The sequence below is a fragment of the Modestobacter versicolor genome, from assembly GCF_014195485.1.
Lineage (GTDB): Bacteria > Actinomycetota > Actinomycetes > Mycobacteriales > Geodermatophilaceae > Modestobacter > Modestobacter versicolor.
Genome location: NZ_JACIBU010000001.1, coordinates 3,810,659 through 3,824,863, shown reverse-complemented (window position 1 = coordinate 3,824,863; position 14,205 = coordinate 3,810,659). Strand labels below are relative to the sequence as shown.

At 76.5% G+C, this 14,205-nt stretch carries 14 protein-coding genes; 2 read left to right on the top strand and 12 right to left on the bottom strand.

The features are described 5' to 3' along the window. Positions 1 to 61 precede the first annotated feature (61 nt). The 12 genes from FHX36_RS18710 to FHX36_RS18655 form a co-directional block, all read right to left on the bottom strand. Entirely contained in the window at positions 62 to 880 is an 819-nt protein-coding gene (locus FHX36_RS18710) for a cytochrome c biogenesis CcdA family protein (RefSeq protein WP_110553903.1), read from the bottom strand. A gap of 1 nt (position 881) precedes the next feature. Next, entirely contained in the window at positions 882 to 1,472 is a 591-nt protein-coding gene (locus tag FHX36_RS18705) for a TlpA family protein disulfide reductase (protein ID WP_110553902.1), read from the bottom strand. Next, positions 1,465 to 2,103: a histidine phosphatase family protein gene (locus FHX36_RS18700; RefSeq protein WP_110553901.1), complete on the bottom strand. Its 639-nt coding sequence runs from the start codon at positions 2,101 to 2,103 to the stop codon at positions 1,465 to 1,467. The genes FHX36_RS18705 and FHX36_RS18700 overlap by 8 nt, the downstream gene beginning before the upstream one ends. After that, a complete protein-coding gene (gene hemL, locus FHX36_RS18695; protein ID WP_183513998.1) occupies positions 2,100 to 3,464 on the bottom strand; it encodes a glutamate-1-semialdehyde 2,1-aminomutase in 1,365 nt (454 codons plus the stop codon). Before hemL ends, FHX36_RS18700 begins: the two co-directional genes overlap by 4 nt. After that, positions 3,461 to 3,964, bottom strand: coding sequence for a DUF3093 family protein (locus tag FHX36_RS18690; RefSeq protein WP_110552706.1), 504 nt, complete (start codon positions 3,962 to 3,964; stop codon positions 3,461 to 3,463). Before FHX36_RS18690 ends, hemL begins: the two co-directional genes overlap by 4 nt. 89 nt (positions 3,965 to 4,053) lie before the next feature. After that, positions 4,054 to 5,043, bottom strand: a complete 990-nt coding sequence (gene hemB / locus FHX36_RS18685; RefSeq protein WP_110552705.1) for a porphobilinogen synthase — start codon at positions 5,041 to 5,043, stop codon at positions 4,054 to 4,056. Beyond that, positions 5,040 to 6,599, bottom strand: coding sequence for a uroporphyrinogen-III synthase (locus FHX36_RS18680; protein WP_110552704.1), 1,560 nt, complete (start codon positions 6,597 to 6,599; stop codon positions 5,040 to 5,042). Before FHX36_RS18680 ends, hemB begins: the two co-directional genes overlap by 4 nt. Before the next feature lie 85 nt (positions 6,600 to 6,684). Beyond that, entirely contained in the window at positions 6,685 to 7,626 is a 942-nt protein-coding gene (gene hemC / locus FHX36_RS18675) for a hydroxymethylbilane synthase (protein WP_110552703.1), read from the bottom strand. Further along, positions 7,623 to 9,011, bottom strand: a complete 1,389-nt coding sequence (locus tag FHX36_RS18670; protein ID WP_110552702.1) for a glutamyl-tRNA reductase — start codon at positions 9,009 to 9,011, stop codon at positions 7,623 to 7,625. Before FHX36_RS18670 ends, hemC begins: the two co-directional genes overlap by 4 nt. Further along, a complete protein-coding gene (locus FHX36_RS18665; RefSeq protein WP_110552701.1) occupies positions 9,008 to 9,694 on the bottom strand; it encodes a redox-sensing transcriptional repressor Rex in 687 nt (228 codons plus the stop codon). The genes FHX36_RS18670 and FHX36_RS18665 overlap by 4 nt, the downstream gene beginning before the upstream one ends. A gap of 238 nt (positions 9,695 to 9,932) precedes the next feature. Next, positions 9,933 to 10,181: a glutaredoxin family protein gene (locus FHX36_RS18660; RefSeq protein ID WP_110552700.1), complete on the bottom strand. Its 249-nt coding sequence runs from the start codon at positions 10,179 to 10,181 to the stop codon at positions 9,933 to 9,935. Further along, positions 10,174 to 11,805, bottom strand: a complete 1,632-nt coding sequence (locus FHX36_RS18655; RefSeq protein ID WP_110552699.1) for a class I adenylate-forming enzyme family protein — start codon at positions 11,803 to 11,805, stop codon at positions 10,174 to 10,176. The genes FHX36_RS18660 and FHX36_RS18655 overlap by 8 nt, the downstream gene beginning before the upstream one ends. A gap of 293 nt (positions 11,806 to 12,098) precedes the next feature. Between FHX36_RS18655 and FHX36_RS18650 the strand changes: the two genes are divergently transcribed. Then, positions 12,099 to 12,761, top strand: a complete 663-nt coding sequence (locus FHX36_RS18650) for a sigma-70 family RNA polymerase sigma factor (protein ID WP_258372800.1) — start codon at positions 12,099 to 12,101, stop codon at positions 12,759 to 12,761. A 130-nt stretch (positions 12,762 to 12,891) separates the two neighbouring features. Continuing rightward, complete coding sequence (locus tag FHX36_RS18645; protein WP_183513996.1) at positions 12,892 to 14,157, top strand: DUF5667 domain-containing protein; 1,266 nt, start codon at positions 12,892 to 12,894, stop codon at positions 14,155 to 14,157. Positions 14,158 to 14,205 lie beyond the last annotated feature (48 nt).

Sequence of the window (14,205 nt, the reverse complement as noted above, 5' to 3'; positions counted from 1 at the left end):
CCGGCGCTCGTCGGGGCTGCGACCGGTCGTGCTGTGCTCATCGGTGGTCTCGCGAGCTCGATCACAACGGCGCTCCCTCACCGAGGCCGGTCGCGGCGAGCCAGCCGCGCAGCCACTGCATCAGCTCGGTCCAGGCGCCGGTGACCAGCATCAGCCCGACGACGACCAGCACGACGCCGCCGACCCGGGTGACGGTGCGGGCGTGGCTGCGCAGGAACGACGTCGCCCCGACGGCCCAGCGGGCGCCCAGGGCGACGAGCACGAACGGCACGCCCAGGCCCAGGCAGTACGCGACGCCGAGGAAGGCACCACGGCCGGCGTTGGCCTCGGTGAAGGCCAGCGAGTTGACCGCGGTCAGCGTCGGCCCCAGGCACGGCGTCCAGCCCAGCCCGAACACGATGCCCAGCAGGGGCGCGCCGGCCAGGCCGACCGCCGGCCGGGCGCTCATCCGCGCGGTGCGCTGCAGGAACGGCAGCCAGCCCAGGAAGCCCAGCCCGACCAGCACGGTGACCACGCCGAGCACCCGGGTGATCGTGTCGTTGTGCTGCAGCAGCACCCGGCCCAGCCCGCCGACGGCGGTGCTCAGCACGACGAAGACCAGCGTGAACCCGAGCACGAACAGCAGCGCGCCGGTGACCATCCGGCCGCGGCTGGGGCGCTCGTCGACGCGCACGGCGGTCGCGACGGCGCCGTCCCCGGCCGGGGCGGGGGCCGCCGTCCGGGCGCCGGTACCGACCAGGCCGGTGACGTAGGAGAGGTAGCCGGGCACCAGCGGCAGCACGCAGGGCGAGGCGAAGCTGATCAGCCCGGCGAGGGCGGCGACGGCGGCCGCCACCAGCAGCGGCCCGTCGGTCACCAGGTCGGCGACTCCGTCGGCCATCTCACTCCTCCCCGAGCAGCTGCGTGAGCGTGGTGCGCAGGTCGTCCTGGAGCACCGCGGCGGTGTAGACGGCGGCGACCCGGCCCTGCCGGTCCAGCACGATGGTGGACGGGATGGCGTTGGCCGGGTAGTCCCGGAAGGCCAGCGCCACCTGGCCCTTCGGGTCGTAGAGCGAGGGGAAGGTGATCCCCTTGGTCTCCAGGAACGAGGTCGCCAGCTGCTCCTGGTCCTTGACGTTGAGCCCGAGGAACTGCGCGCCCTCGTCGGCCACCTCGGTGTAGAGCTCCTGGAACTCCGGCGTCTCGACCCGGCAGGGCGCGCACCACGAACCCCAGAAGTTGAGCACCGCGACGTCGCCGGCCAGCTCGGTCGAGGAGAACTCCTCGCCGGACAGCAGGGTGCCGGAGAACTCCGGAGCGCTCTGCCGCTCGTCGGCGGGGATCACCTCGCCGGCCGGGGTGCCCTGGACGAAGCGGAACTCGCCGCCGTTGTTGACGTCGACCGCCTGCCCCTCGCCGCTGCTGCACCCGGCGAGCAGCCCGGCGAGGGCCACCACCAGGGCGGCCGAGCGGCGTCCGGACGACCTAGGCACCGGGCACCGCGTCGGGGTCGGTGGCGCCGGCCGGCTCGGCGTACTCCAGCCGCACCAGCCGGTCGTCGTCGTAGACCAGCGAGGTGACGCTGGCCAGCCCGCACTCGCGCTTGCGCGGGTCGTGCAGGTAGCGGCGGCCCTCGAGGTGCAGCCGGACGGTCCAGATCGGCAGCTGGTGGCTCACGCAGACGGCCTCGTGCCCGCGGGCGGCGTCCCGGGCGGTGGCGATGGCCCCCAGCATCCGGGCGGCGATCTCCCGGTACGGCTCGCCCCAGGACGGCTTCCACGGGTTGCGCAGCCGCCACCAGTTCTCCGGGTGCTTCATCGACCCGTCGCCGACGCCGAAGGTCTTGCCCTCGAAGGAGTTGCCCGCCTCGATCAGCCGCTCGTCGGTGGCGATCTCGAGCCCGAGGGCCTCGCTGATCGGCTGCGCCGTCTGCTGGGCGCGCTCCAGCGGGCTGGCCACCAGGTGGGTGACGTCGCCCCGGTCGGCGAACCACGCCGCGGCCGTGCGGGCCATCGCCTCGCCGCCCTCGGAGAGCCGGTAGCCGGGCAGCCGGCCGTAGAGCACGCCGGCCGGGTTGAAGACCTCGCCGTGGCGCATCAGGTGGACGACGGTCGTCTCGTTCATGGCTGCAGCTCCAGCGCGTCGGTGGCCACCGGCGAGGCCGGGCCGCCGGCGGCCGCGGCGGCCGCCCGGGCGGCGGCGGGCAGCGCGGCGAGCACGTGCTCGACGGCCGCCTCGTCCAGGGCGGCGCTGACGAACCACGCCTCGAACGCCGAGGGCGGCAGGTAGACCCCGCGGGCGAGCATCGCGTGGAAGAAGGCGGTGTGCGCGGCGACGTCCTGGCTGCGGGCGTCGTCGTAGTCGCGCACCTGGCGCTCGTCGGGGACGAAGAACACCGAGAACATCGAGCCGGCCTGCTGCACCCGGTGCGGCACCCCGGCGGCGAACAGCGCCGCGCTGGCCGCCCCGCGCAGGGTGGCGGCGACCTCGTCGCAGCGGGCGTAGACCTCGTCGGTGCACAGCCGCAGCGTGGTGAGCCCGGCGGCCACCGCGACCGGGTTCCCGGCCAGCGTGCCCGCCTGGTAGACCGGCCCGGCCGGGGCCAGCTGGTCCATCACGTCGGCGCGGCCGCCGAACGCCGCCGCCGGCATCCCGCCGCCCATGACCTTGCCGAACGTGAACAGGTCGGCGTCGACCGGGTCCAGGCCGTACCAGCCGCCGCGGGACACCCGGAACCCGGTCATCACCTCGTCGACCAGCAGCAGGGCGCCGTGCGCGGCGGTGATCCGGCGGAGGTGGGCGTTGAACCCGTCCAGCGGCGGGACGACGCCCATGTTGCCCGGGGCCGCCTCGGTGACCACGCAGGCGATCTGGTCGCCGCGCTCGGCGAACACCGCCTCGACCGCGGCGACGTCGTTGTACGGGACGACGATGGTGTCGGCGGCCGCGCCGGTGGTGACGCCGGGGGTGTCCGGCAGCCCGAGGGTGGCCACCCCGGAGCCGGCCGAGGCCAGCAGCGCGTCGACGTGGCCGTGGTAGCAGCCGGCGAACTTCACGACCAGCGGCCGGCCGGTGTACCCGCGGGCCAGCCGGACGGCGGACAGCACCGCCTCGGTGCCGGAGTTGACCAGCCGCACGCGCTCGACCGGGGCGACCCGGGAGGCGATCTCCTCGGCCAGCTCGGCCTCGGCGGCGGTCGGGGTGCCGAAGGTGAAGCCGTTGCGGGCGGCGGCGGTGACCGCGGCGACGACCTCGGGGTGGGCGTGGCCCAGGATCATCGGGCCCCAGGAGGCGACCAGGTCGACGTAGCGGCGGCCGTCGGCGTCGGTGAGCCAGGCGCCGGACCCCGAGGCCATGAACCGCGGGGTGCCGCCGACGGCGCGGAAGGCGCGCACCGGGGAGTTCACCCCGCCCGGGGTCACCCGCTGGGCACGCTCGAACAGCTGCGCCGACGCGGGCGCCTCATAGGGGTAGGGCTCGGTCACGGCTCCACTCTCCCAGGCGCGTCCGTGGAGGGGGCGCCGGCGGGGTGGGCTGTGAGAAGAGCCTCGGCCAACCGGGCCGGGTCGCGCGTGGGCACCAGCACCGTCGTGCCGTCGGTGCGCCGCAGCGGCAGGCCCACCCGGCCTTTGGGCAGCGACCAGCCGCCGCCCAGCACGGGCGCGCCGGCGTCCACCCCGGCAGCGCCGTCGGTGGCCGCCCGGAGGTGCGCGGCGTCGACGTCGGCGAGCCGGAGCTGCTCCCGGCCGACCGAGAGGGTCGCGTCCGGGCCCCGGCCGGCCACCCGCACCGTCCAGATCCGCCGGGCGGACAGGCACCCGGCCGCGACGCAGCCCAGCACCAGGACGGCGGCCAGCAGCCACAGCAGCGGCGGCACGTCCGGGCCGGGCAGCACCGCGTCCACGACCACCAGCACCGCGAGGACGGCGGCGACCAGCCAGAACGGGCGCCAGGACCCGCCCTGCTCCAGGTGGCTGCCGTCCATGGACTGGTCTTCTTCCGCTGTGTCCGTACGGCCCCCTCTCAGGGGCCCGTGCCGAGCTTGCGAGGCGTGGGGTGACAGGGGGTCCTTCCTCAACGCACCCAGCGAGCGGCCTCGACCGCCCAGTAGGTGAGCACCGAGCCCGCGCCGGCCCGGCGGATCGCGGTCAGCGTCTCCAGGACGGCCCGCCGCCGGTCGATCCAGCCGTTCGCGGCGGCCGCCTCGACCATCGCGTACTCGCCGCTCACCTGGTAGGCGCTGACCGGGACGTCGACGGCATCGGCGACCCGGGTGACGATGTCCAGGTAGGGCAGCGCGGGCTTGACCATGACGGCGTCCGCGCCCTCGGCCAGGTCCTGCGCCACCTCGCGCAGCGCCTCGTCGGCGTTCGGCGGGTCCATCTGGTAGGTCGAGCGGTCACCGAACTGCGGCGCCCCCTCGGCGGCCTCGCGGAACGGGCCGTAGAAGCCCGAGGCGTACTTCGCGGCGTACGCCAGGACCGGCGTCTCGGTGAAGGCGCTGGAGTCCAGCCCGGCGCGGATCGCGGCGACCTGGCCGTCCATCATCCCGCTGGGCGCGATCACGTGCGCCCCGGCCTGGGCCTGGGCGATCGCCACCGCGGCGTAGCGGTCCAGCGTGGGGTCGTTGTCCACGACGCCGGCCGGGGTGACCACGCCGCAGTGCCCGTGGTCGGTGTACTCGCACAGGCACAGGTCGGCCATCAGCACGAGCTCGTCGCCGAGGTCGGACCGCAGCTGCTGCAGCGCCACGTTGACGATGCCGTCGGCGGCGTCGGCCTGCGACCCGACCGCGTCCTTCTCGCTCGGGATGCCGAACAGCATGAGCCCGCTGATGCCGGCCTCGGCCGCCTCGGCGGCTGCCTTCCGCAGCGAGTCGGGAGTGTGCTGGACGACGCCCGGCATCGAGCTGATCGGCACCGGCTCGGAGATGCCCTCCTTGACGAAGACGGGCAGCACGAAGTCGGCCGGGGTCAGCCGGGTCTGCGCCGTCCACCGGCGCATGGCCGGGGTCGAGCGCAGCCGGCGGCCCCGGGCGAAGCCGGGGTTGGCGCCGCCGGTCACTGGCCCTCGCCGCCCTCCGCCTCGGCCCGCCGCGCCTGCGCGAACTCGGCGAGGGCGTCGACCAGCGGGCCGACCGCGGCGATCTCGGGCTGCACGTCGACGCGCAGGCCGAACTCGGTGGCGCTGGCCGCGGTGGCCGGGCCGATCACCGAGACCACGGTGCGGGCGTGCGGCTTGCCGGCGATGCCGACCAGGTTGCGCACGGTGCTCGACGAGGTGAAGCAGACCGCGTCGAAACCACCGCCCTTGATCGCCTCGCGCACCGCAGCCGCCGGCGGCGCCGCGCGCACCGTGCGGTAGGCGGTGACGTCGTCGATCTCCCAGCCGCGCTCCTTGAGCCCGGCGGCGAGGGTCTCGGTGGCGATGTCGGCGCGGGGCAGCAGCACCCGGTCGATCGGGTCGAAGACGTCGTCGTAGGGCGGGAAGTCGGCCAGCAGGCCCTCGCTGGACTGCTCACCGGTGGGCACCAGCTCGGGCACGATGCCGAACTCGCGCACCGCGTCGGCGGTCTGCTGCCCCACGCAGGCGACCTTGACCCCGGCGAACGCGCGGGCGTCCAGGCCGAGCTCGGCGAACTTCTCGCGCACGGCGCGCACCGCGTTGGTCGAGGTGAAGACGATCCAGCCGTACCGGCCGGTGACCAGGCCCTTGACCGCGCGGTCCATCTGGGCCGGGCTGCGCGGCGGCTCGACGGCGATGGTCGGCACCTCCACCGGGACGGCGCCGTAGGCGCGCAGCCGCTCGCTCATGTCTCCGGCCTGCTCCTTGGTGCGCGGCACCAGGACGCGCCAGCCGAACAGCGGGCGGCTCTCCCACCAGGAGAGCTTGGCGCGCTTGTCGACGACCGCGCCGACGGTGACCACGACCGGCCCGGTGAGGGCGTCGAGCCCGGCGGTCTTCTCGGCCACGGCGGAGAGCTTGCCGGCCACGCTCTTCTGCGCGGTGCCGGTGCCCTCGGTGGTGACGACCACCGAGGTGTTGCCGGACAGGCCGCCGTCCACGAGCGCGGCGGCGGTGGTGGCCAGCTGCTCGGCGTTGGCCTGCAGCACCAGCGGGCTGCCGGTGCCGGTCGCGGCGGCGGCGAGCGCGGCCAGGTCGACGGCGGCGTCGACCGGGCGCAGGTCGGCGTGGACCGAGCTGGCACCCAGCGGCACGCCGGCGTAGGCGGGCACCGCGGTGCCGACCGCGACACCGGGGACGACGTCGAAGGCGACGCTGGTGCGGGTGACCGCGAGCGCCTCCTTGACCACGGCGTCGCTGGTGAACGGGTCACCGGCGACCAGCCGGACGACCACGTTGCCGTTCTTGGCGGCGGCCACGGCGCCCTTGGCGACCTCGGCCGGCTCGCCGGTGACGGTGGTCAGCTCGAGGTCGGGGTGCGCCTCGCGCACGGCCTCGACCACGGCGGCGGCGACGTCGGCGTCGACGAGCACCTGGTCGGCACCGGCGATGGCGGCGGTGGCCCGGCCGGTGAGCAGCTCCGGGTCACCGGGTCCGGCGCCGACGAAGACGACCGTGCCCTTCCCGTTGCCGTTCTGCTTGCGTGAGCGCGTCATCGCGTGCTCCTGTTCCTGCCCCTGGTGGGGGTCGCTGCGGGTGTTGCGGGACGTGGGAGGGCGGGCACTGCCCGCCGGGGGCCGGTCACCGTGAACCGGCCACGAGCGCGGCGGCGCCGCGGTCGAGCAGCTCCGCGGCGAGCCGCCGGCCCAGGGACTCGGCCTCGGCGGCCGGCCCGGAGATCGAGTCGCGGACCGAGTCGCTGCCGTCGATCGCGGTGACCGACGCGCGCAGCCAGAGCTCGGCGCTGCCGTCCTCGGCCTCGGTCAGCTCGGCGTGCGCGGCGACCGGGGCGCTGCAGCCGGCCTCCAGAGCGGCGAGCACGGCGCGCTCGGCGGCCACGCAGGCGCGGGCGGCCGGGTCGTCGAGGGCGGCGAGCAGCTCCACGACCCGGGTGTCGTCGCTGCGGCACTCCACGGCCAGGGCGCCCTGCGCGGGGGCGGGCAGCACCTGGATCGGGTCGAGCACCTCGGTGACCACCGACATCCGGCCGATCCGGGACAGCCCGGCGCGGGCCAGCACGACGGCGTCCAGCTCGCCGGAGGTGACCTTGCCCATCCGGGTGTCGATGTTGCCGCGGATCGGGACGACGTCCAGCCCGAGCCCGAGGGCGCGCAGCTGGGCCATCCGGCGGGGCGCACCGGTGCCGACCCGGGCACCGGGGGGCAGCTCGCCGAGGGTCAGCCCGTCGCGGGCGACCAGCACGTCGCGCGGGTCCTCCCGCGGCGGGACGGCGGCCACGGTGAGCCCGGGCGTCGGCGCGGTCGGGAGGTCCTTGAAGCTGTGCACCGCCAGGTCGACGGTGCCCGCGTGCAGCGCGTCGCGCAGCGCGCTGACGAAGACGCCGGTGCCGCCGAGCTGGGCGATCGCCTCGGTGGAGCGGTCGCCGTAGGTGCTGACGTGCACCAGCTCGACGGCCAGGCCGCTGGTCTCGGTCAGCGCGTCGGCGACGTGCTGGGACTGGGTGAGCGCGAGCTGGCTGGCCCGGGTGCCCAGCCGCAGGGTGGCCGTGCGCAGGTCGGTCACTCCGGGCTCCCCTCGACCGAGAGGACGTCCAGGGCCGACAGGGTCGTCCCGGCGGGCAGCTCCGGGTCGACGGTGACCGCGCGGGACAGGCTGGCGGTGTCGCCGTCGAGCCCCAGCCCGAACAGCGCGCGCAGCGCGTCGGCGTAGTCGGTGCCGCCGGGGGCGCTGGCCAGCTCCTTGACCCGCACGGTCGGCTCGTGCAGCAGCTTGTCGACCACCCGGCGGACGGTGCGGGCGATCTCGCTGCGGGCCTTGGCGTCCAGGTCGGGCAGCCGGGTGGAGAGCCGGAGCAGCTCGGCGTCGACGACCTCGGCGGCCTGGCTGCGCAGCGCGGAGACCGTCGGGGCCACCGCGGCGGCCTGGCGCTCCGCGCGCAGCAGGGAGGTCTCCAGCTCGACCAGCGCGTGCGCGGCGGCGATGTCGTCGGCGGCGACCGAGCCGGCCACCGGGCGGCTCGGGTCGGCGGCGCGCTCGCCCTGCAGCATCTCCAGGTCGACCACCTGCACGCCGGGCAGGCCGGCGACGGCGGGGTCGACGTCGCGGGGCAGCGCCAGGTCGACGATCGCCAGCGGGCGGCCGCCGCGGGCGGCGAGCGCGGTGCTGACGACGTCGGTGCCGATGACGGTGCCGGTCGCGCCGGTGCAGGTGACCAGCACGTCGGCGGCGGTGAGCTCCTCGGCCAGCTGGTCCAGGTCGGCCTGGCGCCCGCCGACGGACTCGGCGAGGCGGGCGGCGCTGGCCGGCGTCCTGCTGCTGACGGTGACCGACGCGCCGCGGCGGGCCAGGGTGGTCGCCGCCAGCGCGCCCATGGAGCCGGCGCCGACGACCAGCACCGGGCGGCCGGCGAGGTCGCCGAGGGTGGCGGTGACCCGGTCCAGCGCGACGGAGACCAGCGAGGCGCCGGCCTTGTCGATGCCGGTCTCGGCGTGCACCCGCTTGCCCACCCGCAGCGCCCGCTGGGCGATCGGGTGCAGCTCGCGCCCGACCGTGCCCTCCTCCTGGGCCAGCGCGTAGGCCGCCCGGAGCTGGCCGAGCACCTGGGTCTCGCCGACGACCATCGAGTCCAGGCCCGCGGCGACGGTGCACAGGTGCCCGATCGCCTGGTCCTCGTAGTAGACGGTGACGTACGGGGAGAGCTCCTCGACCGTCGCACCGGCGTGCCGGGCGAGCACCCGGCTGACGTCGGTGATGCCGCCGTGGAAGCGGTCGACCTCGGCGAAGACCTCGATCCGGTTGCACGTCGCGAGGACCAGGGCCTCCGAGACGTGCTCGGAGCCGACCAGCTCGTGCAGGGTCTTGACGGTGTCGTCGCCGGTCATGCTGACCTGCTCGAGCAGGGCGACCGGCGCGGTCTGGTGGCTGATGCCGACGGCGAGCAGGCTCATCGGGCACCCCCCGTGGCGCGCAGCGCGGCGACCACCGGCGGGGAGCCGTCCCGCTGCTGGTCCAGGAAGGCCAGCACCTGCAGCTCCACCGAGAGGTCGACCTTCCGGACGTCGACGCCCGCGGGCACCGTCAACGCCACCGGCGCGAAGTTCAAGATGCTCCTCACCCCGGCCGCGACCAGTCGGTCGCAGACCGACTGGGCCACCTCGGCCGGTGTCGTGATGACCCCGATGGCGGCATGCGTCTCGGCGACGACGGCCTCCAGCTCCTCGACCGGGCGGACGACGAGGCCGCCGACCTCGGTGCCCACCTGGCGCGGGTCGCTGTCCAGCAGCCCGGCGAACTGGAAGCCGCGGCTGGCGAAGCCGGTGTAGTCGGCCAGCGCCGAGCCCAGCCGGCCGATCCCCACCAGCACGCACGGCCGGGACCGCTCGCCACCGAGCACCTCGGTCAGCCGGTCACGCAGACCGCTGATCGAGTAGCCCACCCCGCGGACCCCGCAGGGACCCAGGTAGGACAGGTCCTTGCGCAGCCCCGCCGGGTTGACGCCCGCCGCGGAGGCGAGCTCACCGGAGGAGACGTGGCTGCGGCCGCCGTCGGCGAGGCCGGCCAGCACCCGCAGGTACACGGCCAACCGGGCAACGGTGGCCTCCGGGACGATCCGGGGCCGCGACTCCGACACGGGCAGACTCCACAGCGATCCGACCGCGGTCCGGCCGGGGCCGGGGGCGATCGGGAGGACTTCGGGCTCAGACACTTCAGGGACCTGGGCGCGTCGGCGCCCGGCGAACGCCACGGTAACCGCTTGTGAACGCCTGAACAAAGTCGCGGACGGCGTCCGTGCAGGTCGGGCGGGTCCGCTGTGTCGAGGACCACGCGTCCCGGCACCCGTTCGGGTGCCCGGTCAGCCCAGCCCGGGGTCAGCCCAGCCCGAGGTCGCGGCGCAGCCGGTCGACGTCCACGGTGAAGTGGCTGTGCTCCCGGCCGTCCAGCAGCACCACCGGCACCCGGTCGCCGTACTCGGCCTGCAGCTCGGGGTCGGCGTCGACGTCGACCAGCTCGACCGGGGCCCCGGCCTCCCCGGCGACCCGGGCCAGGGTCTCCTCGGCGATGACGCACAGGTGGCAGCCCTGCCGGGTGAGCAGCTGCACGGTGACCGGCTCAGGCACCGGTGGCCTCCTCGTCGGCCGCGGCCGCCGCGGCGCGCTCCAGCCCCAGCTCGCGCAGCCGGGCCCGGCTCACCTTGCCGGCCAGCGAGTGCGGCAGCTCCGGCACGAAGTGGACGCCGACCGGCACCTTGAACCGGGCCAGCGACCGGGCGGCGTGCTCGCGCAGCGCGGCCTCGGTCACCTCCTCGGCACCCGCGGCGCGGACGACGACGGCGTGCACGGCCTCCCCGGTGCGCGGGTCCGGGACGCCGATCACCGCGCTCTCGGCGACGCCGGGGTGCTCGTCCAGCACCCGCTCGACCTCACCGGGGTAGACGTTGAAGCCGCTGACCAGGACCAGGTCGCGGCGCCGGTCGACGAGCTTGAGGTCGCCGTCGGCGTCGCGGTAGGCGATGTCGCCGGTGAGCAGCCAGCCGTCGGTGTCCGGGCCGTCGGAACCGTCGGGCCAGTACCCGCTGAACAGGTTCGGCCCTCGGGCGCAGATCTCCCCCGCCTCGTCGCCGTCGGCGTCGTCGTCGGCGAACGGGTCGCCGAAGACGTCGCCGCGCACCCGGCTGCCCGGGTCGGGGCCGGCGGTCGGGCCGCCCGCGGTGTCGCGCAGCGCCAGCTCGACGCCGGGCAGCGGGCCGCCGATGCACTCGGGCTTGGCCCGGCCGGTCGCCAGCGTGCTGGACAGCACCGGCGCGGCCTCGGTGAGCCCGTAGCCCTCCCAGACGGTGACGGCGGCGCGGCTGCGCATGGCGTGGAACAGCGCCCCGGACATGGGGGCGGCACCGCAGCTGGCGGTGCGGACGGCGGCGAACCCGCGGCGCAGCACGGCGTCGCCTTCGGCATCGGCGACGGCCAGCCAGGCGGCGTACATCGGCGGGGCGCCCGGGACGGCGGTGACCTCCTCGGCGGCCATCAGCCGCAGGGTGGCCACCGGGTCGAACTCCTCGACCAGGACGGCGCAGGCCGCGGTCTCGGCGACCAGCCCCCAGCCGCTGTTGAAGCCGTAGACGTGGAACAGCGGGAGCACCAGCAGCACCCGGTCGCCGGTGCGCACCGGCGGCGGGTCGAGCGCCAGCAGCTGCTGCTGGTTGGCCAGCAGCGCGGCGTGGGTGAGCATCGCGCCGCGGGGCCGGCCGGTGGTGCCGCTGGTGTAGGCCAGCAGCGCGAGGGCGTCGGGGTCGTCGGGGTCGGCCGGGGCCGGGTCGGCGGACGTGGGCGGGCCCACGCTGACCGGCACGCCGGCCAGCTCGGCGCGCTCGGCGCCGACCACGAGCAGCCGGGCGCCGGAGTCGGTGAGCAGGTGGGTGACCTCGGGGTCGGTGTAGGCGGTGTTGACCGGCACGACCACCAGCCCGGCCCGCAGCGCGCCCATCACCGCGACCACCCAGTCGACGGTGTTGCCCAGCTGGACGGCGGCCCGGTCGCCGGGCGCGAGCCCCAGGGCGCGGTAGCCCGCGGCGGCCCGGTCGACCCGCTCGTCGACCTCCGCCCAGCTCAGCCGGGTGCCGCCGGCGATGACCGCCGGGGCGTCGCCGGCGGCGCGCGCCGCCCGGCGCACCAGCGCGGAGAACGACCGGACCTCACCGGGCCCGGCCGCAGGCAGCCCGAGGGCCGGTACCTCGTCGACCGGCACAGCGGGCCTCCCGCGGGGAGTCGGGCGACCGCCTCGGACGGCGGTCGCGTGGACGCAGCGGCACGATGTTGTCACCATGGGCCCCGGGCCGCAGCGTTCCCGCGCGGGCGCGCTCGGACCGGGCAGGGACCGAGCCGCCGGCTCGGCGGGGGTGAGCGGAGGTCGAGACCGGCATGACCCGCCCCCGGCCCGTCGTGCCTGCTGCCGTCCCCAGCTCCGGCGCACCGGCCGAGCGGGGTGCCACCCGCCCCGTCCCGCACCCCCGGCCCAGCCCGCGCCCCCGGCCCTCACCCGTGCCACGGCAGCCCGCCGCAGCCGCTCCGGCCGTCGAGCCCGCACCGGCCGTCGCGCCCGCGACCGTGGACGCCGTCCCGGCTGGCGCCCCCGTCGCCGAGGAGCGCACCGACGACCAGCAGGCGGTCTGGGAGCTGGTCCGCCGCGCCCAGGCCGGCGATGCGGAGGGGTTCGGCCAGCTCTACGACCGGTACGTCGACGTCGTCTTCCGGTACCTCTACCACCGGGTCGGTGACCGGGCGACGGCCGAGGACTTCACCAGCGAGACCTTCGTCCGGGCGCTGCGCCGGATCGACTCGCTGTCCTTCCAGGGCCGCGACGTCGGCGCCTGGCTGGTCACCATCGCCCGCAACATCGTGCTGGACCACGTGAAGAGCAGCCGGTACCGGCTGGAGGTCGCCACCGCCGACATGCGGGACGCCGACCGGGCCACCGAGGGGCCGGAGGAGGCGGTGCTGCAGCGGCTGACCAACGCCGAGCTGATGGCCGGGGTGCAGCAGCTGTCCGACGAGCAGCGCGAGTGCCTGGTGCTGCGCTTCCTGCAGGGGCTGTCCGTGGCCGAGACGGCCGCGGCGATGGGCAAGAAGGACGGCGCGGTGAAGGCGCTGCAGCACCGGGCGGTGCGCCGGCTGGCGGCCCTGCTGCCCGAGGGACTGCGGTGACCGGCTGTGACGCCGCCGCGGTTGTTACCCGCCGGTACCCCGTAACGGCGCTGCGCCCGGGGTCGTTGACCGGTCCAGGACGCGCCCGGGGCGGGCGTGCCACGAGGCGACGCGGATGCGGAGGGACACGGTGACGCTGCACGACGACGCCCCCGGCCCCGCCCGTCGCGGCGCCGGGGACCCCGCGGACGCCGAGGCGGCGCTGGTCGCCCGGCTGCGGGCGCTGTCCAGCGAGCACGCCGTCGACCCGGACGAGGAGTTCCGAGCGGCCACCCGGGCCCGGTTGGTGGCGATGGCCGCGGTGCGCACGCCGGCGACCGGGTCCGCGCGCCGTCCCACCGCGCCGACCGGTGCGCTGCGGCGGTTCCTCGCCGGCGGCGCGGACCCGCGGCCGTCCCCCTGGCGCACCCGGCTGACCGCCGGGCTGACCGGCGCGGCCCTGACCGTCACCGCCCTGGGCGGCCTGCTGGCCGCGGCGCAGGGTGCCCGCCCGGGCGACCTGCTCTACGACCTCAAGCGCGGCGGGGAGCAGACCCAGCTCGCGCTGGCCGGCGACTCGCAGCGCGGCCTGACCCTGCTCGACTTCGCGAGCACCCGCCTGGACGAGCTCGAGGAGCTGGTGGGCGTGCAGCCGGGGGCCGACGCCGTCGTGGGCACCACGCCGTCCGGCGGCGAGGCCGGGCTGGCCGCCGGCCCGGACGTCGACCTGGTGCTCGACACGCTGCAGACGATGGACGAGCAGACCTCCGAGGGCACCGCCGAGCTGACCGCGCGCGCCGTCGAGGAGTCCGACCCCGGTGCGCTGGAGACGCTCACCGGGTGGGCCGCCGAGCAGCAGGACGGCCTGGCCGGGGTCGCCGGCGCGGTCCCGACCGGCGCGCAGGGCGCGCTGGCCGGGTCGCAGGAGCTGGTCGGCCGGGTCGCCGCCCGCGGCGCCGAGCTGCGGACGGCGTTCGGCTGCCCCGGCGGTCCGGCGGTCGAGGGCGCCGACGACCTGGGTCCGCTGCCCGCCGCCTGCCCCGCCGCTCCCCCGGCCCCCGCCGGGACACCTGCACCGAGCAGCTCGTCCACGCCCGCCCAGGTCCCACCCAGCGGTGCCGTCCCGCCCGTGGACACCAGCGCGCCCGCCGCCGGCACCGGCGGCCCGGCCCCGACCACCGCGGCCCTCCCCTCGGCAGGCGCGCCCGGTGCCCCCACCGCCGGCGGTCTCCCCCCGGTCCCGGCGCCCACCAGCACCGCCCGCCCGGGTCTGCCGCTGCCCTCGCTGCCGCTGCCGGGGGCGCCCAGCACCAGCGCCGCGGCGCCCAGCAGCAGCCCCGGGGCCGTCGTCTCGGTGCCCACGCTGGTGCCGGGGGTCACGGTCTGCCTGCCGCCCCTGGTGACGGTGGGTTGCTGACCCGGTCCAGAGCGGTCAGCGGGCGACGCTAGGGTCGCGGACGACGGT